The sequence below is a fragment of the Microbispora sp. NPDC004025 genome (assembly GCF_053604425.1).
This window is the reverse complement of record NZ_JBSGHN010000002.1, coordinates 747,220-767,020: the sequence shown is the minus strand read 5'-3', so window position 1 is coordinate 767,020 and position 19,801 is coordinate 747,220. Positions and strand designations below refer to the sequence as shown.

At 73.0% G+C, this 19,801-nt stretch carries 21 protein-coding genes; 12 read left to right on the top strand and 9 right to left on the bottom strand.

What is annotated here, in order from left to right; all coding sequences use genetic code 11:
- Positions 1–13: 13 nt before the first annotated feature.
- Both ACWEQG_RS07835 and ACWEQG_RS07830 read right to left on the bottom strand, forming a co-directional pair.
- Complete coding sequence (locus ACWEQG_RS07835; RefSeq protein WP_452282734.1) at positions 14–769, bottom strand: SRPBCC family protein; 756 nt, start codon at positions 767–769, stop codon at positions 14–16.
- A complete protein-coding gene (locus ACWEQG_RS07830) occupies positions 769–1,380 on the bottom strand; it encodes an ArsR/SmtB family transcription factor (protein WP_452282732.1) in 612 nt (203 codons plus the stop codon). Before ACWEQG_RS07830 ends, ACWEQG_RS07835 begins: the two co-directional genes overlap by 1 nt.
- 174 nt (positions 1,381–1,554) lie before the next feature.
- Here ACWEQG_RS07830 and ACWEQG_RS07825 point away from each other — a divergent pair, with 174 nt between their 5' ends.
- The 3 genes from ACWEQG_RS07825 to ACWEQG_RS07815 all read left to right on the top strand — a co-directional run bounded on the left by ACWEQG_RS07825 (position 1,555) and on the right by ACWEQG_RS07815 (position 4,847).
- On the top strand, positions 1,555–2,178 hold the full coding sequence (locus tag ACWEQG_RS07825) for a hypothetical protein (RefSeq protein WP_452282730.1): 624 nt from the start codon (positions 1,555–1,557) through the stop codon (positions 2,176–2,178).
- A gap of 22 nt (positions 2,179–2,200) precedes the next feature.
- The gene (locus ACWEQG_RS07820; RefSeq protein ID WP_182906743.1) at positions 2,201–2,485 is read left to right on the top strand and encodes a hypothetical protein; all 285 of its coding nucleotides are present in this window, start codon (positions 2,201–2,203) and stop codon (positions 2,483–2,485) included.
- A gap of 151 nt (positions 2,486–2,636) precedes the next feature.
- On the top strand, positions 2,637–4,847 hold the full coding sequence (locus ACWEQG_RS07815) for a S8 family serine peptidase (RefSeq protein WP_452282728.1): 2,211 nt from the start codon (positions 2,637–2,639) through the stop codon (positions 4,845–4,847).
- A 123-nt stretch (positions 4,848–4,970) separates the two neighbouring features.
- Here ACWEQG_RS07815 and ACWEQG_RS07810 read toward each other — a convergent pair whose 3' ends face one another.
- Positions 4,971–5,240 (bottom strand): DUF1876 domain-containing protein, encoded by a 270-nt coding sequence (locus ACWEQG_RS07810; protein WP_142645627.1) that lies wholly within the window; start codon positions 5,238–5,240, stop codon positions 4,971–4,973.
- 153 nt (positions 5,241–5,393) lie between these two features.
- Here ACWEQG_RS07810 and ACWEQG_RS07805 point away from each other — a divergent pair, with 153 nt between their 5' ends.
- The gene (locus ACWEQG_RS07805; protein WP_452282726.1) at positions 5,394–6,254 is read left to right on the top strand and encodes a universal stress protein; all 861 of its coding nucleotides are present in this window, start codon (positions 5,394–5,396) and stop codon (positions 6,252–6,254) included.
- A gap of 137 nt (positions 6,255–6,391) precedes the next feature.
- Here the strand turns inward: ACWEQG_RS07805 and ACWEQG_RS07800 are convergent, their stop codons facing one another.
- Positions 6,392–6,829, bottom strand: coding sequence for an Hsp20/alpha crystallin family protein (locus ACWEQG_RS07800; protein ID WP_363471213.1), 438 nt, complete (start codon positions 6,827–6,829; stop codon positions 6,392–6,394).
- A 109-nt stretch (positions 6,830–6,938) separates the two neighbouring features.
- Here ACWEQG_RS07800 and ACWEQG_RS07795 point away from each other — a divergent pair, with 109 nt between their 5' ends.
- From ACWEQG_RS07795 to ACWEQG_RS07785, 3 genes are all read left to right on the top strand, one after another.
- Positions 6,939–7,622 carry a class I SAM-dependent methyltransferase gene (locus ACWEQG_RS07795; protein WP_452282724.1) on the top strand — a complete coding sequence of 228 codons (684 nt, stop codon included), beginning with the start codon at positions 6,939–6,941 and terminating at the stop codon, positions 7,620–7,622.
- 27 nt (positions 7,623–7,649) lie between these two features.
- Positions 7,650–8,048, top strand: coding sequence for a cupin domain-containing protein (locus ACWEQG_RS07790; protein ID WP_452282722.1), 399 nt, complete (start codon positions 7,650–7,652; stop codon positions 8,046–8,048).
- 87 nt (positions 8,049–8,135) lie between these two features.
- Positions 8,136–8,837 carry an HAD family hydrolase gene (locus tag ACWEQG_RS07785; RefSeq protein ID WP_452282720.1) on the top strand — a complete coding sequence of 234 codons (702 nt, stop codon included), beginning with the start codon at positions 8,136–8,138 and terminating at the stop codon, positions 8,835–8,837.
- Positions 8,838–8,884: 47 nt separating this feature from the next.
- Here ACWEQG_RS07785 and ACWEQG_RS07780 read toward each other — a convergent pair whose 3' ends face one another.
- Entirely contained in the window at positions 8,885–9,427 is a 543-nt protein-coding gene (locus ACWEQG_RS07780) for a hypothetical protein (protein ID WP_452282718.1), read from the bottom strand.
- Between the two features lie 40 nt (positions 9,428–9,467).
- The gene (locus ACWEQG_RS07775) at positions 9,468–10,037 is read right to left on the bottom strand and encodes a TetR/AcrR family transcriptional regulator (protein WP_452282716.1); all 570 of its coding nucleotides are present in this window, start codon (positions 10,035–10,037) and stop codon (positions 9,468–9,470) included.
- Between the two features lie 101 nt (positions 10,038–10,138).
- Between ACWEQG_RS07775 and ACWEQG_RS07770 the strand changes: the two genes are divergently transcribed.
- A complete protein-coding gene (locus ACWEQG_RS07770; RefSeq protein WP_452282714.1) occupies positions 10,139–11,065 on the top strand; it encodes an NmrA family NAD(P)-binding protein in 927 nt (308 codons plus the stop codon).
- 95 nt (positions 11,066–11,160) lie between these two features.
- Here ACWEQG_RS07770 and ACWEQG_RS07765 read toward each other — a convergent pair whose 3' ends face one another.
- Positions 11,161–11,451 carry a hypothetical protein gene (locus tag ACWEQG_RS07765; RefSeq protein ID WP_363471199.1) on the bottom strand — a complete coding sequence of 97 codons (291 nt, stop codon included), beginning with the start codon at positions 11,449–11,451 and terminating at the stop codon, positions 11,161–11,163.
- Positions 11,452–11,604: 153 nt separating this feature from the next.
- Between ACWEQG_RS07765 and ppgK the strand changes: the two genes are divergently transcribed.
- The 3 genes from ppgK to hrpA all read left to right on the top strand — a co-directional run bounded on the left by ppgK (position 11,605) and on the right by hrpA (position 17,042).
- Positions 11,605–12,342 carry a polyphosphate--glucose phosphotransferase gene (gene ppgK, locus ACWEQG_RS07760; protein WP_452282712.1) on the top strand — a complete coding sequence of 246 codons (738 nt, stop codon included), beginning with the start codon at positions 11,605–11,607 and terminating at the stop codon, positions 12,340–12,342.
- A 179-nt stretch (positions 12,343–12,521) separates the two neighbouring features.
- Positions 12,522–13,043: a winged helix-turn-helix domain-containing protein gene (locus tag ACWEQG_RS07755; protein WP_452282710.1), complete on the top strand. Its 522-nt coding sequence runs from the start codon at positions 12,522–12,524 to the stop codon at positions 13,041–13,043.
- Between the two features lie 72 nt (positions 13,044–13,115).
- Positions 13,116–17,042 (top strand): ATP-dependent RNA helicase HrpA, encoded by a 3,927-nt coding sequence (gene hrpA / locus ACWEQG_RS07750; protein WP_452282708.1) that lies wholly within the window; start codon positions 13,116–13,118, stop codon positions 17,040–17,042.
- Between the two features lie 6 nt (positions 17,043–17,048).
- Here the strand turns inward: hrpA and ACWEQG_RS07745 are convergent, their stop codons facing one another.
- Positions 17,049–18,593: a gamma-glutamyltransferase family protein gene (locus ACWEQG_RS07745; RefSeq protein WP_452282706.1), complete on the bottom strand. Its 1,545-nt coding sequence runs from the start codon at positions 18,591–18,593 to the stop codon at positions 17,049–17,051.
- A 50-nt stretch (positions 18,594–18,643) separates the two neighbouring features.
- Between ACWEQG_RS07745 and ACWEQG_RS07740 the strand changes: the two genes are divergently transcribed.
- Positions 18,644–19,312, top strand: a complete 669-nt coding sequence (locus ACWEQG_RS07740) for an HAD family hydrolase (RefSeq protein WP_452282704.1) — start codon at positions 18,644–18,646, stop codon at positions 19,310–19,312.
- On the opposite strand, the gene ACWEQG_RS07735 is transcribed toward ACWEQG_RS07740, so the two are convergent.
- Entirely contained in the window at positions 19,313–19,765 is a 453-nt protein-coding gene (locus ACWEQG_RS07735; RefSeq protein ID WP_452282702.1) for a MarR family winged helix-turn-helix transcriptional regulator, read from the bottom strand. It abuts the gene before it with no gap.
- Positions 19,766–19,801: the final 36 nt, after the last annotated feature.

The following is a 19,801-nucleotide window of genomic DNA, read 5'->3' as shown; positions in this document are numbered from 1 at the left end:
AGGGGAGGAGTGCTCAGGAGAAGAGCCGGGCGAGCCAGGACTGCCAGGCGCTCTCGGCCCGCTCCTGGCCGGTGTCCTCGGCGAAGATGTGGTGCCCGAGGACCACGACGTTCCCGCGCTTCGGTCCCGAGTGGATGAACCCGTAGAGGCCGTCGGCGGTCCGCACGCCCAGGAAGTCCGGCAGGGCCGCGTAGTCGACGACGCCGTCCTCCGGGGGCAGGCCGTCCACCGCGAGCCGCACGGGGTCGCCCTCGCGGACCGTGCCGGCGAGGCCCAGCTCGTCCTTGATCGCCGCCCACGCCTTCTCGCTCTCCGGCGCGTGGGGGCGGGCGGCGGACACGACCGTGACGGGCCGTCCGCGGAAGTACGTGAGGTACTGGGCGAGCTTGTGCAGGTACAGATCCCAGCCCGTGACCATCGCCTCGTACTCGGTCTCCCAGTCGTCGCCGAGGAAGCCGTGCTGGACCAGGCGCAGGACCGTGCTGCCGCCGTCGCGGCCCTCGACGAGGTACTCCATCGCCATGAAGAGGCCGTCGGGGTTCTCATCGCTGCGGTACGCGAACCGCTTGCCGGGCTCCCAGGCGGTCACGGTGGAGGTCTCGGTGCCGCCGAACATGGTGAACCGGCCACGGCCGCCCTCGCCCGGCTCGATCTCCGTGCGCCCCATGAACCAGGAGTCCACGCCCGGGCCGGTCGCGATGGCCTCCCAGACCTGCTCGGGCGTCGCGTCCAGCTCGATTTCCTTGCTGAGCTCGAATTCGTGGGCCATCAGGCCTCCTCGTCACTGTGGGGGGAAACCGTCCGGGGGACGGCGGGATGGACGGCGAGGACCAGGCGGTGCTCGCGCCCGCCCTCGGCCGATTCGTCGTGATATTTGCTGACGAGCGCGGCCACGGCGGCCGACAGCTCCTCGGCGAACGCGGCCCGGTCGGCGGCCGAGGCGAAGCGCACCTGCGCGTCGACGGCGAACGTCGCGAGCTTCTTGCGCGCCTGGGACGCACCGGTGATGAGCGTGCCGACGTCGCGCACGAGCTGGGCGGCCAGGGCCAGCAGCCAGCGCGCCGACAACCGGTCGGGCGAGCGCGACGGGTCGGGCGCGACCGACGCCAGCGCGGCGGGAGAGATCACGAACGACGCCGCCGTCGCCCGCATGACCCGCTCGTTGACGTTGCCCTTGCGGCGTTCCTCGACCAGCTCCACGAGGCCGTGCCGCTCCAGGGTCTTGAGGTGGTAGTTCACCTTCTGTCTCGGCAGCCCGACTTTGGCCGCCAGCATCGTCGCCGAGTTGGGCTCCGCCAGCTCGGCGAGCAACCGCACCCGGATCGGATCCAGGGAGGCCTCCGCCGCCGCCGGGTCCTCGATCACCGCCACATCCTTCATGTCCCCAGCATGGCTTCCGACGAATATTTTTGTCAAGGCAAAGAGACGTGTCGGTGCTCAAGTCTCAAATCAGCCTTAGTCACTCATTACGCCTATAACGTTGTGCGACTGATCTGTCACGCGATGTAATCACATCGGCGATGGGCCGGACCTACTGGCTCCGAAGGAGTGACAATGACGTTCACCACTATGAACCCCGCATCCATGGCGACCATGCTGGGGTACGGCGCTCAGCAGCAGATCTCGCCCCTCCAGCTCGGTCAGCAGATCCCGGGGGCGCAGCAGCAGCTGTCGCCGCTGGCGATGATCCAGCAGGAGGAGCAGATCCTTCCGCAGGAGCACCTGGTGAGCCCGGTGACCTTCTGGACCAAGGTCGCGCGGTACAGCGTGCGGTACGGCGCTCCCGCGGCCCGCCAGATGCTGGAGGGCGTGCTCTACCAGCACCAGGTCCGTGAGCAGATCCAGCAGCAGCTCCAGCAGCAGGTTCAGCAGCAGGTTCTTCCGCCGCAGGTTCTGCAGGCGCTGCAGGCGATCCAGGCCCAGGCCCAGCAGATCCCGCAGGTCTACGGCCAGCCGTACGCCACCCAGGCGTACGCGCAGCACCCCGGCCAGCAGGCCCAGCACCTCGGCATCCAGCCCGTGATGCCCCAGCACGTCCAGGCGGCGTACGGGCAGCAGGTCCCGCTGACCACGCAGTCGCTGTCGCAGGTCTACGGCCAGGCCTATGGCCAGGCCTACGGCCAGCCGCACCAGCAGGCCGCGCAGCAGGTCCCGGTGCCGGCCGGTGCCGCTCTCTGATCGGAGGAACACCGTGGAGTCGATGGGTCCCGGGATGGGTCCGGTGACGCCCCCGGCCGTGGGAGTCGTGACGGGGCATCCGGCGCCGGTCGCGCCGCTACAGGCGCACTGCGCCGTGACGCTCCAGCGGCTGTACGGCTGGCTGCAGGCGTCACTCCCGCAGGCGCCCCAGGTCGCGGGGATCATCCCGCTGCTGGTGCAGGCGGTACAGCTGTACCGGGCCGGGCGGTACGACGCGTGCCTGGCGCAGATCCAGTTCGCGCTCGGCGTGGTCACCCCCGGACGGCCCACGGTTCCACTGCTGTGACGTGATCACTTCGGTGGCCCGGACCGGCCGGCGGCCGGTCCGGGCCCCCGCCGTCCCGAGAGCGGCGAATGGGATGACAGAGCCTGAACTGCCCGCCGCGCCGTACGGAGCGCGGCCGGCCACACCAGCCTGAGCTGGGGAGAGTCGAGACGTGGTGACCAGTAACGACAAGCCCAAGGACGGAAGCGAGGAGCCGCGCCCGGCGTCCCCGCGGGGGCGGCAGGCGTCCCGCCAGGCGCCGCAGCCGGTGGAGCCCCGGCCGCGGCGCTACATGGTGGCCGCGCTGCCCCAGTCGCATCCGGCGGCGCCGGGAGCGGCCGCGCCGGCTCTCGACGGTGACACGGTGCGCAGGCTGCTGGAGGACGACCCCGAGGTGCGCGTGCTGCGCCGCCTGCGGGGGACGGCGGGGAACCCGGGGGCTCAGGCGCCCGGGTTCCCCGCTGTGGTCGTGGCGGAGATGACCGCCGAGCACGTCGAGGCGCTGCGGCGGCAGTATCCGCAGCTCTACTTCGAGCGGGACCGGCTGCTCACCTACAGCGACGTGCCCCGGCCGCCGCGCAGGCGGCGGCCCGCCCCGGCGGTGGTGCCGCCGGGCGTGGAGAGCACGTTCGCCTTCCTGGTCAGGGACGCCGACGGCACGCCGCTGCCCGGCGCGAGCGTCCTGGTGACCGGGCACGGCTGGCCCGCCCAGACGTCCACCGGGGCCGACGGCCGCGCGATGGTCACGATGGTCGGGGAGACCCCGGAGTCGATCAGCGGGGTGACGGTCCGGCCGCGCTCCGGCTACTGGAGCGTGCACATCGACCGCCCGGCCCTGTCCACGACCCGGGACAACCTGATCGAGCCGACGCGCCTGTCGGATACCTTCGACGGCTTCCCCGGCAAGCAGGTCTTCGGCTGGGGCCAGCAGGCGATGAACCTCGACCGCCTCCCGCCCACGCTGCGCGGGGCGGGGGTCAGGATCGCCGTCGTCGACTCGGGGGCCGACGTGCGGCATCCCGACCTGCGTGAGCGCGTCCGCGCCGGGATCGACCTCGTGGGCGGCGAGCCGGACGGCTGGTCCGTCGACGCCGCCTACCACGGCTCCCACTGCGCGGCCGTCGTCTCCGGCGCGGACGACGGCCGCGGCGTCGTCGGCTTCGCCGTCGAGGCCGAGGTGCACGCGTGCAAGATTTTCCCGGGCGGGCGGTTCAGCGACCTCATCGAGGCGCTCGACTACTGCGTCGAGCAGCGGATCGACGTGGTCAACCTGAGCCTGGCGAGCAGGCACCACTCCCCGCTCGTCGCCGCGAAGATCGAGCAGGCGCGCGAGGCGGGCGTGGCGTGCGTGGTGGCCGCCGGCAACGACGGGGGACCGGTCGGCTTCCCCGGCACCCTGCCCGGCGTGCTGACCGTCGCGGCCGTCGGCAAGGCCGACGCGTTCCCGCCCGGCACCGCGCACGAGGCCGAGATCCGCGGGCCGATGACCGGCGACGGCTACTTCTCGCCGCGCTTCACCTGCCACGGCCCCGAGGTCGACGTGTGCGCCCCGGGCGTGGCCGTCTTGTCGGCGGTGCCGCCGGACGGGTACGCCGCGCTGGACGGCACCTCGATGGCCGCGCCGCACGTCGCAGGCCTGGCGGCGCTGGTGCTCGCGCACCATGGCGACTTCCGGGGTCCCTACATCGGGCGGGACGCGCGGCGGGTCGACCATCTCTTCCACATCATCAGGTCGAGTTGCGTCCCGCTGAACCTCGGCGATCTCCACCGCACCGGCGCGGGCATGCCGAACGCGCTGCGCGCGCTCGCGCCGGCCCTCGCGCAGATCACCCCCGAGCCGGTCGAGGCGGACACGCTGCTCGGGCAGCTGACGGCCGAGATGACCGGCGCGGGACTGCTCGTGCCGGATGCCTGGGGGCCGGGCGGCGACTGCGACTCCGGCCAGGCGGGCCCGGGGGTGCCTGCCGGCATGGCGCCGCGGCCCGGCATGGCGCCGCAGGCGGCGTACAGCGGGGGCACGACGCCCAACGGGCCGGTGCCCGGGGGTCTCGTGCCCGGCGGTCTCGCGCCCGGCGGCTCGCGCGGCCGGGCCGCCGCGGCCGGTGGCGTCCCGGCGGCCGACCGGGGCGACGCCGGCGGCTCCGGGCCGGGGGCCAAGCGAAGGGGAACGCCCGCGCGGCGGCCGTACGCGCCCGGTTCCGGCGGGGGCCGCGCACCTGACGGCGCGGCCGGTGACGTTCCCGCCGGCCCGCGCACGGCGAACGGCACTCCGGTCGCGGGGGCGGGCCAGGCCGCGTACGAGCAGGCGGCGATGGCCTGGCTGAGGGAGGAGATGCGGGCCGCGGGGCTCCTCGGCGAGGACCCGGCCGGCCCGGCGGAATGAGGACGTGCGGCCGGACTCCGGGGGCTCGCCGCGGAGCCCCCGGGATCCGGCTTCACCGGCGGGCCCGTCCCCCGCGCTCCGGCCCCGGCGGGCGCAGGCCGCCGCCGGACCCGGGCCGGGGTCTCAGTACGACTCGTAGGCGGGGCCCGCGAGCTGGGCCACGTCCTCCGCACCGTCCCCGATGAGTTTCGCCCCCAGGTCGGCGAGGGCCCGTCCGGCCGCGAGCTCGTCGCCGATTTCCGGCACGGGCCGGTCGGCAGGGTTGCGGCGGGCTCGGCCGACGCTCTCGTGGCGTCGTCCCGCGGGCGTGTACAGCACGGCGGTCGCGGTGGTGACGTCGTCGTTGTCGTCCTCGTTCACGAAGATCTCGACGGTCCAGCGCTTCGATTCCATGTCGGACCACCTCCAGGACTCCAGCATCCCTCCCGGCCCGACGGCCCCGGCATCGGCCCCGGGAATGAGGACCTGCGGCCCTGGAGCGCCGTCGCCGCGGATGGTGACATGGAAAGGCCAGGTGAGGAAGGCACAGGCCGGGAAGGAGCGCCCATGTCCGGCTCGATCATCGTCGGCACCGACGGCTCGCCCGCCGCGACGGCCGCCGTCCGGTGGGCCGCGGACGACGCCGCCCGCCGCGGCTGCCCGCTGCGCTTCGTCTCCGTCGTGGACCACTGGGCGTACGGCATCCCCAAGTTCCCCGTCTCCGGCGGCGACCCGCTCACCTCCCACGCCGAGCGGGCCCTGTCCGCGGCGGAGGCGGTGGCCCGCGAGCGGCAGCCGGACGTGAAGATCAGTACGGAGATCATCGAGGGCATCCCCGCCAGGGTCCTGCGCGACAAGGCCAGGGAGGCCGTCGAGATCGTGCTCGGCAGCCGGGGACTCGGCGGCTTCGCCGGCATCGTCGTCGGGTCGGTCAGCACCCACGTCGCCGGTCACGCCCCCTGCCCGGTCGTCGTCGTACGGCCCGGGTGGAGCGGGGGCAGGGGGGAGATCGCGGTGGGCGTGGACGACTCGCCCGAATGCGAGCCCGCCCTGGCCTACGCCTTCGAGCAGGCCAGGGCGCACGGCGACGCGCTGCGGGCGGTGCACGCGTGGCAGTTGCCCGCCCACCCGCTCGCGCCCGAGATCACCTACGACGTGGAGGAGGTGCGCGAGGCCCACCGGCGTGTGAGCCGGGAGAAGCTGGCGGACCCGCGCGGGCGGTGTCCCGAGGTGCCGGTGCGCGAGGAGATCGTCTACGGGCACCCGGTCGACGCGCTCGTCCAGGCCTCGCGCGGGGCGGGCCTGCTCGTGGTCGGTTCCCACGGCCGGGGCGCGCTGGGCTCGGCGATGCTCGGCTCGGTCAGCCGGGGAGTGCTGCACCACGCCGAGTGCCCGGTCGCCGTCGTGCGGTCCCCGTCGTCGTCCTGAGCGGGGTCCTCCTGAGCGTCCCGAGCGGTGTCCTCAGGGCGCCGAGCCGTCAGGGCGCGCTCCGGGGACGCGCTGCGGGCCGGGGGACACGACCCGGGCCCGTCCCCGCGGCGTGGACGGGCCCGGCGTGGGCGGCCTCAGCTCTGCGGCCGCCCGGCTCCCGGCTTCTCGATCGGGATTCGCCTGCGCTCCTCCCGCTCCTCGGCGAGCCGCACGCTCACCTCGAGGATCCCCTTGTCATAGGTGGCCTTCACGTCGTTCTCGTCCACGTTCTGCGGCAGCACGATCGACCGGGTGAAGGCTCCGTACCGGAACTCGGTGCGGTGCGCCTGCCGCTCCTCGTGGCGCCGTTCCGCGTGAATGGTCAGCACCCCGTTCGACACGCTGATCTCCACGTCCTTGTCCGGGTCGATCCCGGGCAGTTCGGCGCGCAGCACGTACCGGTCGTCCTTGACGTAGTCCTCAAGCCGCATCTGCTGCCCGGCCATGGGCCGCAGCGCGGCCATCGGCGCCTCCAGCAGGTCGAACAGGTCGGGAACGAGACCTCTGGACTCCCGTCGCATCGGAACGCTCATGCCTGTCACCTCCGTCCGGCAGAACTCATCATGGAAGAAATACCCGGCACGAATCGGACAAATCGCCACAGTGGGGCCACCGCCGCACTCGTGATGCAGGATGGTGATCATGCTGCCTGAACGGATCTATCACGGCACCGGTCCCGGCCCGATCACTCCGGACGGGTGCGCGGTCGACTACTACGCGACGCTCACGCCCGACGGCGAACCCGAGATCGTCCACGCCGCGATACCCGAGGGCGCGGCGATCCTCGAACTCGGCGCGGGGGCGGGCCGGATCACCCACGCCCTTGTCGCGCTCGGCCACGAGGTGGTGGCCGTGGACGAGTCGCGCGAGATGCTCGCGCGCGTCCAGGGGGCGGAGACGGTCCTGTCCCGCATCCAGGATCTGTCCCTGTCCCGGCGGTTCGACGTGGTCCTGTTGATGTCGTACGTGATCGACACCGCCGACGACGACCTGTGCCGGGCGTTCCTGCGGACCTGCCGCCGTCACGTCGCGCCGGACGGGTGCGTGATCCTCCAACGCCAGCTGCCCGAGTGGTACGACACGGTGGGGCCGTGGGAGAGGCGCGGCGACGGACGGGTGGTCCGGATGACGGACGTGAGCCGCCCCGGGCCGGATCTGCTCGACGCGACGATGGAGTACGTCGTGGGGGACCGGCGATGGACGCACACGTTCGTCAGCAGGCGCCGTACCGACGACCGGTTCGGGGAACTGCTGCGCGAGGCCGGGCTCACGATGGAGGGTTTCCTCGGCGGCGATCGCCGATGGGTGCGGGCGGCGCCGGCGTGACGCGGCCCGAGACGAAGGGAGTGCGCGATGAGATTCGTACGCGAAGGCGAGATCAAGGCCACCCGGCCGGGACCGGACAGGTTCACCGACGGCGTGTGGGAGGCGGAGACGCTGAAGGAGGTGGAGCCGGACGGCCTGCGCGCCCAGCGTTTCTCCTATGACCCGCAGGCCCGTTCGGGCTGGCACACCCACGACGGGGAGCAGGCGCTGTACGTGCTGTCGGGACGCGGGGTGGTGACGCGCTGGGGCGAGACCAGGGGCACGCCCATCGGGCCGGGCGACTGGGTCCACGTCCAGCCGGGCGAGAAGCACTGGCACGGTGCCGTCGACGACGACACGCTGGTGCACATCGCCGTCACGGCGAGCGGCAAGACCCACTGGCACGGGCCGGTGACCGACGAGGAGTACCGCGCCGGCCTCGGCTGAGCGCGGTCTCCGCGGTTTCGGTCCGCCCGGCGCGGTGAATACGGCCGGACGTGTTTCGGCGGGCGCCGGCCGGTGAGAACTGCCCGGATGAACACGCGATTCGACTACCCGGAGCCGCCCGTCCCGGCCTTCCTCTTCGATCTCGACGGCACTTTGATCGACAGCGTCTACCAGCACGTCATCGCCTGGCGCACCGCTCTTCGCGGGGTCGGCATCGACCTGTCGGTGTGGCGCGTCCACCGCCGGATCGGCATGAGCGGCGGCCTGCTCGTCAACGCGCTGCTGCGGGAGACCGGCGTCTCGCTGAACGACGAGCAGATCGAGGACCTGCAGCAGGCGCACGCCGAGGCGTATCTGGAGCAGATCGACTCGGTGCGCCCGCTGCCGGGCGCGGTCGAGCTGCTGCGGCGGCTGACCGACAACGACGTCCGCTGGGCGATCGCGACCAGCAGCCGGGCCGACACCGCCCGGCACGCGCTGGACTTGCTCGAACTGCCGACCGATGTGCCGCTCGTCCACCGCGACCAGGTGCGCCGGGCCAAACCCGACCCGGACCTGTTCCTCGCGGGCGCCGCGCTGCTGGACGTCGAGCCGAGGTTCACCCTGGCCGTCGGCGACAGCGTGTGGGACATGCTGGCCGCCCGGCGCGCGGACGCGCTGGGCGTCGGGCTGCTGTCCGGCGGCTACGGCAGGGACGAGCTGGAGCGCGCCGGCGCCTTCCGCGTGTACGCCGACCCCGCCGAGTTGCTCACGCGGCTCGACGAGCTCGGCGTGCGCATCCGCTCCTGAAGGGCCGCAGGCCGGGGACGACGGCAGCGGTCGGTTCCCGAGGCGGTTCACCCCGTGACGATGACGAGGCCGGCCCGGGAGCGCACGTCGTGGCGGGCGTAGTACCGCTCCTCCTGCTCGGCCCAGCGCCGCCAGTGGGGTGCGTACACCTCGCCGTCGCGGGCGAGCGCCCGCGCCCGCCGGACCTCCTCGGCGGCCTCCAGCCACACCAGCCCGCTCAGGTACGGCCCCGCCTCGCGGGCGCCGCAGCCCACGCCCTCGATGACGACGGTGTCCGCCCCGGGGAGCTCGTGCCATTCGGCGTAACGGCCCCGAGCCCAGTCGTAGCGCCGCCAGCGTGCCCGGTCCCCGCGGCCCAGCGGACGCAGCACCCACTCCAGCAGGGCGTCCACCCCGGCCTGCAGGCCGTCCCAGCCGTCGTACAGGTCGTCCATGCGGACGACCGGCGCGGTGAGCGCCGCGGCCACGGCGGCGGCCAGCGTCGACTTGCCCGCGCCCGAGCGGCCCTCGACGGCCAGGACGCGGGTGCCGGCCGCGCGGGCGGGCCGCGTGCGCAGCCAGCGGGCGACCGCCGCGGGATCGGGGGTCACGCGCGCAGGCCCTGACGGAGCACCGGCATGCCGACTTCCATCACCCCTGACGAGGGCTGATCCCCGCCATGGACAGGCCGAGGAGTCGTTGCGCGTCGGCGTCGGAGTCCGGGTGGTGTTCCATGGCCAGGGCGATGCCGGTGATCAGAGCGAGCAGGTCGCCGATGGTCACGCCAGGTGCCAGCGCGCCGTCGTCGGCGGCGCGGCGCACCAGCGGGGCGCCCGCCTCGGTGAGCTGCGCCGAGCAGCAGTGCTCGTGCGCCGCGCCGGGGCCGGCCGCCCGGTCGCGGGCCAGCGCGGTGGCCAGCCCCCGGATGGTCGCGGCGTCCGCGAGGACGGCGCTCAGCCATTCCAGCAGCGCGGCCCGGGTGTCGGCCCTGCCGGTCAGCTCGCCGGCGTGGGCGCACAGGGCCTCGACCCGTTCGCGGAAGACCGCCTCCAGCAGCGACTGGCGATCGGGAAAGTGCCGGCGCACGGTGGCCGATCCGACTCCCGCGGTGCGGGCGATCTGCTCCAGGGACGCGTCGGGGCCCTCCGCGGCGATCGCCTCCTTGGCCACGGCGAGCAGGCGCGCGTAGTTGCGCCGGGCGTCCGCACGCTGGACGGGCATGGTGTCACCTCATCGATTGCTAAATGGCGGGGCCCGCCGTATTGTACCGACGCATAAACGGCGGGCCCCGCCGTTTCTTGCGCTCGCCCCGGGAGGGCCTCATGGCAATCGATTCCGCACCCGTTCTGGTCACCGGCGCCACCGGACAACAGGGGGGCGCCACCGCCCGTGCCCTGCTGGCGAACGGCGTGCCCGTCCGGGCGCTGGTCCGCGACCCCGCGACCGAACGGTCGAGGGCGATCGAAGCGCTCGGCGCCGAGTTGGTCACCGGCGACCTCCTCGACCGTGACTCCGTGATCAGGGCCGCGCGAGGAGCCCGGGCCGTCTTCTCGGTGCAGATGCCGGCGTTGCGGGAAGGCGCCTTCGACTTCGAGGGCGAGCTGGTCCAGGCCGTCAACCTGGTCGAAGGCGCGCTGGCCGCGGGCGTGTCGCAGTTCGTGCACACGTCCGTCACCGGCGCGGGGCGGCACACCGAGGCCCCCGGCTGGGCCGAGGGCCGCTGGGCGTCGCTGGCGCCCGCCCTCGCCGCCAAGGCCGCCGCCCAGGAACGCGTGCGTGAGGCGGGCTTCACCCACTGGACGATCATCAAGCCTGGCTTCTTCATGGAGAACTTCCTCCCGTCCGCGGCGTACCTGCTGCCCCGCGGCGTCGAGGGGGGCATCGCGACCGTGCTGAAGCCCGGCACCCGGCTCTCCCTCGTCGCGGTCCGCGACATCGGCGCCGCGGCCGCGGCGGCCTTCGCCGCACCGGAGCGGTTCCACGGCGTCGAGCTGGAACTGGCCAGTGACCACCGGTCGATGAGTGAGATCGCCGCCGTCCTCTCCCGGGCGCTGGGCACCGAGCTGACCGCACCCGACATGACCGTGGAGGAGGCGGTCGCCGCGGGGATGCCGGGCTATGGCGCCGCCGCCCACGAATTCATCGACGTGGCCGGTCAGCCCGCCCGCCCGGAGTACGCGCGGGCCCTCGGCATCCCGCTCACCACCTTCGAGGACTGGGCGCACGAGCACCTGCGGGCCGTGGCCTGACGCTCACCGGGACGGGCGGGGGGCGGTCACGCAGCGGCCCGGAGGGGCCGTCAAGGTCCCTCCGGGCCGCTCGTGGAAGCCCTTGCCCGCCCTCGCTACACGCCGGCGCGGGTGGGGCGGCGGATGTCGCTGCTCTGCTCCTGCCACTCGGGGGTCTCCTGCCCCTTCTCCTGGGCCATCTCCTCCATTCGCAGGGCGATCCCCATCGCGAAGAAGGTCGGCGCCCACTCGCCGACGAACAACGCCCAGCGGTCGGCGCGTTCGATGCCGGCCGCCTCGTACTTGTTCGAGACGACCCATGAGGCGATCGACATGCCGATTGACCCCAGAGCGGCGCTGTACATGTGATTGGAGCGCAGTCCCATCTTGTGGAGTGTCCTGATCATGCGTGTCCCCCTTGTGGTGATTTGCCCCGATTCGGGGCGTACCCGGCCTGTCCTTCCGTAACCCGGCTCGGCTCATGACGCCGTGCGATACTCGCGACCGCGCATGAGGTGAGGGCGGCTGGGTAGCCGTGCAGCCGGACCAGGAGGAATGACATGGAAGTTCTGGGCATCGACATCGGCGGCTCGGGGATCAAGGGCGCCACGGTGGACACGGCCGCCGGCGTGCTCACCCGGGAGCGCCTGCGCATCCCGACGCCGCGGCCCGCCGTGCCGGGGGCCGTCGCCCAGGCCGTACGCGAGATCGCGAAGCACTTCTCCTGGACCGGCCCGATGGGCGTCACCTTCCCCGGAGTGGTCCTCGACGGGGTCATCAGGACGGCGGCCAACGTGGACAGGTCGTGGATCGGAGTGAAAGGCGCCGACCTGTTCGGCGAGCAGGCGGTCGTGCTCAACGACGCGGACGCGGCCGGCGTCGCCGAGATGACCTTCGGCGCGGGCCGCGACCGGCGCGGGGTCGTGCTCATGCTGACCTTCGGCACCGGCATCGGCAGCGCGCTCTTCGTGGACGGCGCGCTCGTGCCCAACACCGAGTTCGGCCACGTCGAGATCCGCGGCAAGGAGGCCGAGCACCGCGCCTCCGACCGGGTGCGCGAGGAGGAGGACCTGGGCTGGGAGAAGTGGGCCGGGCGTGTGGAGGAGTACCTCCGGCACATGCGGGACCTGCTGTCGCCCACCTTGATCCTGGTCGGTGGGGGCGTGAGCAAGAAGGCGGGCAGGTTCCTGCCGTACGTCGACCTCGGGGACACCCCGGTGATGCCCGCCGTGCTCCGGAACGAGGCCGGGATCATCGGCGCCGCGATGGCGGCCGCGGGGGCCGCGCGCGTCTCCTGAGCGATAGATCTCCCTTATTCCTACCTGGACAGCGGGTAATTTCGCTGCCATGATGATCCCATGAACCCCTCGGGGAGGTTGACCCAGCGCCGGCACATCGACCTGCTGCGCGTCTGCGCCGCCGCCTGTTGACGACCGCGGTCACCGCCGTCCGGTACGCCACGAGGCAAGGAGAGGGCATGTCCCACCAGAACGTGATCGACTTTGTGGAGCGCAGGCGCGAGCAGGGCCATGAGCCCCCCGATCTCGGGCAGGGATCCGTGCTCGGCGTGCTGCCGGTGCCGGAGACCGGCGCCGTGCTGATGATCGTGGGCTACCTGGTGCCCGCAGGGGGCTCGGCGGTCGCGCCGGAGGCGGCGGTCGCGCGGGAGCGTACGGCCCCGCCGCCCAGGCGGGCGGTCCTCGCCGAGGAGGAGGAGCTGGTCCTGGACCGGGCCGCGCGGGTGGTCCGGGCCGGCGGCGAGGAGATCGAGCTCACCTTCCGGGAGTTCGAGCTGCTCGACTACCTCAGCTCGGCGCCCGGCCGGGTCTACAACCGCCGCCAGCTCATGGCGGCCGTCTGGGACAGGTACGACGACGAGGGCGGCCGTACCGTCGACGTGCACGTTCTGCGGTTGCGCCGCAAGCTGGGCCGGCACGCGGGCCGCATCGTCACGGTCCGCAACGTGGGATACAAGTACCAGCCGCCGCGCCGCCCCTGACCCGCCCCGGAAGGGCCGCCGGAAAAACGGCTGGCAGATCGGCGGGGGGCGTTGCCTATCCTTGAGCATGGAATGAACACGCTCGCCGATCTCCAGGCCCGCCTTCCCGACCTGATGCTGCGCGACCGGCGCAGGCTGCGCCGCCGTCTCGACGGCATGCGCCGGGTCCGCGACCGCGCCGCCCGCCAGTCCGTCGTCGAGGAGATCGCGGGGGACGTGGAGGCCGCGGAACGCCGCGTGGCCGCGCGCCGCGCGGCCGTCCCCGCCCTCCGATACCCTCCCGAGCTGCCGGTCAGCCGGCACAAGGACGACCTGCTCGCGGCCATCAGGGACCACCAGGTCGTAATCGTGGCCGGCGAGACCGGCTCGGGGAAGACCACCCAGATCCCCAAGATCTGCCTGGAGCTCGGCCGGGGGGTCCACGGGCTCATCGGCCACACCCAGCCGCGCCGCATCGCCGCCCGCACGGTCGCCGAGCGCATCGCCGAGGAGCTGTCGATCGAGCTGGGGGAGGCGGTCGGCTACAAGGTCCGCTTCACCGACCACTCCAGCGACGGGACCCTGGTCAAGCTCATGACCGACGGCATCCTGCTCGCCGAGATGCAGACCGACCCGCTCCTGCTGCAGTACGACACGCTGATCATCGACGAGGCGCACGAGCGCAGCCTCAACATCGACTTCATCCTCGGCTATCTCAAGCAGCTCCTCCCCAAACGGCCCGACCTCAAGGTCGTCATCACCTCGGCGACCATCGACCCCGAGCGGTTCGCCCGGCACTTCGCCGGACCCGGCGGGGAGCCGGCGCCCGTGATCGAGGTGTCCGGGCGCACCTACCCGGTCGAGGTGCGCTACCGCCCGGTCGACGAGGACGACGACCAGACCCAGGCCATCGTCGACGCCGTCGACGAGCTGTGCGCCGAGGGGCCGGGCGACATCCTGGTCTTCCTCAGCGGCGAGCGGGAGATCCGCGACACCGCCGACGCGCTCAAGGGCCGTCCCGAGGAGGTCCTGCCGCTGTACGCGCGGCTGTCGGCCGCCGAGCAGCACCGGGTCTTCCAGTCCCACCGGGGCCGGCGGATCGTGCTGGCCACCAACGTCGCCGAGACCTCGCTGACCGTGCCGGGCATCAAGTACGTGGTCGACCCGGGCACGGCGCGGATCTCCCGCTACAGCCACCGGCTGAAGGTCCAGCGGCTGCCGATCGAGCCGATCTCCCAGGCGTCGGCCAACCAGCGCAAGGGCCGCTGCGGCCGTACGTCGGACGGCGTGTGCATCCGGCTCTACTCCGAGGAGGACTTCCTCTCCCGGCCGGAGTTCACCGACCCGGAGATCCTCCGTACGAACCTGGCGAGCGTCATCCTGCAGATGACCTCGCTCGGCCTGGGGGACATCGCGGCGTTCCCGTTCGTGGAGCCGCCGGACGGCCGCCAGGTCAGGGACGGCGTCAACCTGCTGATCGAGCTGGGCGCCCTCGCGGACAAGGGCGCGGCCCGGGAGGCCGGGAAGGGGACGCAGCTCACGCCGCTCGGCCGCAAGCTGGCCCAGCTCCCGGTGGACCCCCGCCTCGCCCGGATGGTGCTCGAAGCCGACAAGAACGGCTGCGCCCGCGAGGTGATGATCATCGCTGCCGCGCTGTCGATCCAGGACCCGCGCGAGCGGCCGGCCGACAAACAGCAGGCGGCCGACGAGAAGCACCGCCGCTTCGCCGACAAGGAGTCCGACTTCCTGACCTACCTCAACCTCTGGAACTACCTGCGCGACAAGCAGAAGGAGCTGTCGTCCAGCGCGTTCCGGCGGCTGTGCAAGGCGGAGTTCCTCAACTACCTGCGCGTGCGGGAATGGCAGGACATCGACAGCCAGCTCCGCCAGGTGGCCAGGACGCTGAACGTCGTGCCGAACAGCGCGCCCGCCGATCCCCAGCGCGTGCACCAGTCGCTGCTGGCCGGCCTGCTGTCGCACATCGGCGTCAAGGACGTCGTCGACAAGCGCAGGCAGGAGGGCCGCCGGCCGATCACGGAGTACATCGGCGCCCGCAACGCCCGCTTCGCGATCTTCCCCGGATCGGCCCTGGCCAAGTCGCAGCCGCAGTGGGTGATGTCGGCCGAGCTGGTCGAGACCTCCCGGCTGTGGGCCCGGGTCAACGCCAAGATCGAGCCGGACTGGATCGAGCCCCTCGCGCAGCACCTGGTCAAGCGCACCTACAGCGAGCCGCACTGGGAGAAGGACCAGGCCGCCGTGGTCGCGCTGGAGAAGGTCACATTGTACGGCGTGCCGATCGTGACCGAGCGGAAGGTCAACTACGGCCGCATCGACCCCGAGCTGAGCCGGGAGCTGTTCATCCGGCACGCGCTGGTCGACGGCGACTGGCGCACCCACCACAAGTTCTTCCACGAGAACCGCAAGCTGCTGGAGGAGGTCGAGCGGCTGGAGGAGAAGGCCCGCCGCCGCGACATCCTCGTGGACGACGAGACGCTGTTCGACTTCTACGACCGGCGGATCCCGGCCGACGTGGTCTCCGGCAGGCACTTCGACAGCTGGTGGAAGAAGACGTCGCGGGACGAGCCCGACCTGCTGACGTTCTCGCCGGAGATGCTGGTCAACGACAGCGCCGGGGTCAGCGCCGGGGACTACCCGGACGCCTGGCGGCAGAACGGCCAGCGGATGCGGCTGACCTACCGCTTCGAGCCCGGCGCGGTGGAGACGGGCGAGGCGGACGGCGTGACCGTCCACATCCCGCTGGCCGTGCTCAACCAGGTCGACCCGACCGGGTTCGACTGGCAGATCCCCGGCCTGCGCGAGGACCTCGTCACCGCGCTCATCCGGTCGCTGCCGAAGAACCTGCGCCGCAACTTCGTGCCCGCCCCCAACTACGCCAAGGCCGTGCTGGAACGCGTACGGCCCGGCGGCGAGCCGCTCCTCGAGGCGCTGGAGCGCGAGCTGCGGGTGCTGACCGGGGTGGAGGTGCCGCGCGACGCGTGGGCCCTCGACCAGCTCCCCGCCCATCTGCGGATCACCTACCGGGTGATCGACGACCGCAAGCGGACGGTGGACGAGGACAAGGACCTGGAGGCGCTCAAGCGGCGGCTCGCGCCCAAGCTGCGCGCCACCTTGTCGAAGGCCGCCGACGACCTCGAACGCGACGGCCTGCACGGGTGGACGATCGGCACGCTGCCGAAGGTGTTCGAGCAGGGCAGGCTGCGCGCCTACCCGGCCCTGGTGGACAAGGGCACGAGCGTCGCCGTGCGGATGTTCGAGACCGAGCGGGAGCGCGACCGGGCCATGTGGGCGGGCACCAGGAGGCTGGTGCTGCTCAACGTGGTCAACCCGGCCAAGGCCATCCTGCGCACCCTGACCACCGCGCAGAAGCTCGCTCTCAGCCGCAGCCCGCACGGCGGGGCCGCCGCCCTGTTCGACGACTGCATGGCGTGCGCCGCCGACAAGCTCATGGCCCAGGCGGGCGGGCCCGTCTGGGACGAGGCCGGGTTCGAGCGGCTGCGCGACCATGTGCGCGCCTCGCTGTTCGAGACGACCGAGGAGGTCGTCTCCCGGGTGGAGCGCGTCCTGGCGGCCTGGCACGCGGCGCAGAACCGGCTCGGCGCGCTGGGCGGCGGCGCGGCCGACCTCAAGGCCGACATCGCCGACCAGCTCGACGGGCTGGTGCACGACGGGTTCGTCACCGAGACGGGCTACGACCGGCTGCCCGACGTGCAGCGCTACCTGCGTGCCGTCGAGCGCCGCCTCGACAAGCTCCCCGACGATCCCCGTCGGGACCGTGAGTGGATGCACCGCGTGCACGACGTCGAGGACGAGTACCGCGACCTGCTCGACCGGTTGAAGCCCGAAGAGCGCGACGCCAAGGCCGTACGGGACATCCGGTGGATGATCGAGGAACTGCGGGTGAGCTTCTTCGCCCAGCAGCTGGGCACCCCCACACCGGTCTCGGAGAAACGCATCCGCAAGGCCATGGAGCAGGCCGAGTCAGCCGCCCGGGCCGGGTGACCCGGCTCAGCGGCCGAGCGCGGCGCCGATCAGCGCGCGCGGGTCGGCCGCCCCGGCGAGCACGCCCGACGGCAGGAGGTCGATCAGGTGGGCGTGGCCGAAGTTGGAGCCGTACTCCATCGTCTCGACGGTGTGGCCGCGCTCGCGCAGGCCGTCCGCCCACGGCGCGCCCTCCTCGACCTCCACCTGTGGGACGGACCGCCAGGTGTCGAAGCCGGTGCCGCCGGTGCCGAGCTCCCAGCGCGGCGCGCCGATCACCTCGCCGGGCGTCTGGCCGTGCGCGAGCAGACGGGTGACCAGCTGCAGCAGGATCTGCGGCTGCGCGTCGCCGCCCATCGTGCCGAGGACGGTGCGCAGCGTCCCGTCCGGCCGGGTGACCAGCGCCGGGCACAGCGTGTGGGGCGGCCGGCGGCGCGGGCCGTACTCCGCGGGGTGGCCGGGTGCGAGCGAGAAGCCGATGCCGCGGTTGTGCAGGTTGATCCCGGTGGTGGGCTCGAAGAGCAGGCTGCCGAAGCCCGACGCGTTCGACTGGATGAGCGAGACGCCCATGCCGTCGCCGTCGACCACGCACAGGTACGTCGTGTCGCCCGGCCCGGCGGGAACGTCGGGCAACGGGGAGCGCCGTCCGGGGTCGACCAGCGCGCTGCGGGCGGCGGCCGTGCCGAGCGGCGCCACGGCCTCCTCGTGCAGGACGTCGAGCCGGTCGTGCCCGGCCGCCCTGGCCGACTCCACCAGCAGATGCGCCCAGTGCGGGTCGGCCGGGTCGGCGGGCGGGCCGAGCTCCGCGAGGATCTCCAGGGCCAGCAGAAGCAGGTAGCCCTGGGAGTTCGGCGGAACGGTCCAGACGCGGTGCCCGAACACCTCGGCGCTCAGCGGCTCCACCCAGTCGGCGTTGGGCCGGGCCAGGTCCTCCTCGGTGTACTCGCCGCCGCCCAGTTTCAGCAGTCCATCGCCGAACTCGCCCTGGTAGAACCCCGCCCGGCCGCCCTCCCCGAGCGCGGTGAGGGCTCTGGCGACGCCGGGCCTGCGGATCACGTCCCCGGGGCGGCGGGCGGCCGCGAAGTCCCCGGCCCCGGGCAGGGTGCCGACGAAGTCCGCGACGGGCCCGAGCAGCGGGGAGGCGGGGAAACCCTCGGTCGCGAGGCGGATCGCGGGGGCCAGCAGATCGGCCAGCGGCAGGCGGGCATAGCGCTCGTGCAGCGCGAGCCACCCGTCGGCGCAGCCGGGCACCGGGACCGAACGGATGTCGTACAGGTGGGGCATCCGGTCGAGACCCTCCGCCCGCAGCCGGGCGGGGTCGGCGCCCGAGCCCGCCCGCCCCGAGGCGTTGAGCGCGCTCACGGCACCGTCGTCGCCTCCGTCGTGGACGAGGGCGAAGAGGTCGCCGCCGAGACCGCACATGTGCGGGGCGGTGACCGCCAGCACGGCGTTGGCGGCGATGGCCGCGTCCACCGCGTTGCCGCCCCTGTCGAGGGTGGCGACGCCCGCCGCGGAGGCCAGATGATCGACAGTGCACACCATGCCGTTCAGGGCATACCGAGTCTCGCTCACGTCCGGGGATGTTACGGCACCTCGTAGAGTGGCTGCCGTAATCAGGACGGATGGGGAGGACGTTCATGGTCCGGGCGCTCGTGTTCGACGTGGGGGAGACGCTCATCGACGAGACCCGGATCTGGTCCCGGTGGGCCGACCGGCTGGGCGTGCCGCGCCTGACCTTCATGGGCGTCCTCGGCGGCATGGCCGCACTCGACCTCGGGCACGGAGAGGCGTTCGAACTGGTCAGGCCGGGGATCGACCTCGACGCCGAGATCGAGGCGTGGCGGCGCGAGGACCCGGACGGGCTGCGCGAGAACTTCGACGCCGACGACCTCTACCCGGACGTGCGGCCCGCCCTCACGGCCCTGCGGGAGGCCGGATACGACCTGGTCGTCGCGGGCAACCAGCCGCCGCAGGCGTACGACGCGCTGGTCGCGATGGAACTGCCGGTCGACGGGATCCACACTTCGGCCGGCTGGGGCGTGGAGAAGCCCGACCCGGCGTTCTTCGCCAAGGTCGCGGCGGTCTGCGGCCATGAGCCCGGGCAGATCCTGTACGTGGGCGACCGGCTCGACAACGACGTCCTGCCCGCCGCGCGCGCCGGGATGCGGACCGCCCTGCTGCGCCGGGGGCCGTGGGGCTACCTCCACGCCGCCCGCCCGGACGCCGCCCGGGCCGATCTCGTCGCCGACGGCCTCGCCGACCTCGTCCGCCTGGTCCCCGCGCTCACCTGATCAGGGGCGCAGCCGGCGGGCGAGGAGCTCGCGCAGCGCGCCGGTCTCCTCCCCGAGGCGGTTGAGCGACGCGAGGAACTCCCCGGGCGCGTCGAGCAGGCCGAGCATCCGGGCGGAGACCGCCTCGCGGGCGGCCCGGCCCGCCTCGACGGCGGCCCTGCCGTGCGGCGTCAGCTCGATCATCCGTGCCCGCTGGTCGCCGGGGTCGGTCCGGCGTGCCACGTAGCCGATGCGCTCCATCTCCGCCGCCACCTTGGAGGCGCCCTGCGGGGTCATGCCGAGCAGCCCGGCCAGGTCGGAGACCCGTATGGGACCGGCGAGAAGGTGCTGGAAGACGTATCCGTGCACGGTGCGCACCTGGTCGTGCCCGGCGGCGGCCATCAGGGCGCGCACCTCGGCGTCGCAGGCCGCGGACAGAGCCGTGAACAGCAGGGTCAGGTCGCTTGACACCACGTTCCGATGCTCCGATACTCAACCATGGTTTCGCAA

Excerpts from the sequence above, each read along its gene's own strand:
- ACWEQG_RS07835 (WP_452282734.1), bottom strand. The coding sequence starts at position 769 with ATGGCCCACGAATTCGAGCTCAGCAAGGAAATCGAGCTGGACGCGACG.
- ACWEQG_RS07830 (WP_452282732.1), bottom strand. The coding sequence starts at position 1,380 with ATGAAGGATGTGGCGGTGATCGAGGACCCGGCGGCGGCGGAGGCCTCC.
- ACWEQG_RS07825 (WP_452282730.1), top strand. The coding sequence starts at position 1,555 with ATGACGTTCACCACTATGAACCCCGCATCCATGGCGACCATGCTGGGG.
- ACWEQG_RS07820 (WP_182906743.1), top strand. The coding sequence starts at position 2,201 with ATGGGTCCCGGGATGGGTCCGGTGACGCCCCCGGCCGTGGGAGTCGTG.
- ACWEQG_RS07810 (WP_142645627.1), bottom strand. The coding sequence starts at position 5,240 with ATGGAATCGAAGCGCTGGACCGTCGAGATCTTCGTGAACGAGGACGAC.
- ACWEQG_RS07805 (WP_452282726.1), top strand. The coding sequence starts at position 5,394 with ATGTCCGGCTCGATCATCGTCGGCACCGACGGCTCGCCCGCCGCGACG.
- ACWEQG_RS07800 (WP_363471213.1), bottom strand. The coding sequence starts at position 6,829 with ATGAGCGTTCCGATGCGACGGGAGTCCAGAGGTCTCGTTCCCGACCTG.
- ACWEQG_RS07795 (WP_452282724.1), top strand. The coding sequence starts at position 6,939 with ATGCTGCCTGAACGGATCTATCACGGCACCGGTCCCGGCCCGATCACT.
- ACWEQG_RS07790 (WP_452282722.1), top strand. The coding sequence starts at position 7,650 with ATGAGATTCGTACGCGAAGGCGAGATCAAGGCCACCCGGCCGGGACCG.
- ACWEQG_RS07785 (WP_452282720.1), top strand. The coding sequence starts at position 8,136 with ATGAACACGCGATTCGACTACCCGGAGCCGCCCGTCCCGGCCTTCCTC.
- ACWEQG_RS07775 (WP_452282716.1), bottom strand. The coding sequence starts at position 10,037 with ATGCCCGTCCAGCGTGCGGACGCCCGGCGCAACTACGCGCGCCTGCTC.
- ACWEQG_RS07770 (WP_452282714.1), top strand. The coding sequence starts at position 10,139 with ATGGCAATCGATTCCGCACCCGTTCTGGTCACCGGCGCCACCGGACAA.
- ACWEQG_RS07765 (WP_363471199.1), bottom strand. The coding sequence starts at position 11,451 with ATGATCAGGACACTCCACAAGATGGGACTGCGCTCCAATCACATGTAC.
- ppgK (WP_452282712.1), top strand. The coding sequence starts at position 11,605 with ATGGAAGTTCTGGGCATCGACATCGGCGGCTCGGGGATCAAGGGCGCC.
- ACWEQG_RS07755 (WP_452282710.1), top strand. The coding sequence starts at position 12,522 with ATGTCCCACCAGAACGTGATCGACTTTGTGGAGCGCAGGCGCGAGCAG.
- hrpA (WP_452282708.1), top strand. The coding sequence starts at position 13,116 with ATGAACACGCTCGCCGATCTCCAGGCCCGCCTTCCCGACCTGATGCTG.
- ACWEQG_RS07740 (WP_452282704.1), top strand. The coding sequence starts at position 18,644 with ATGGGGAGGACGTTCATGGTCCGGGCGCTCGTGTTCGACGTGGGGGAG.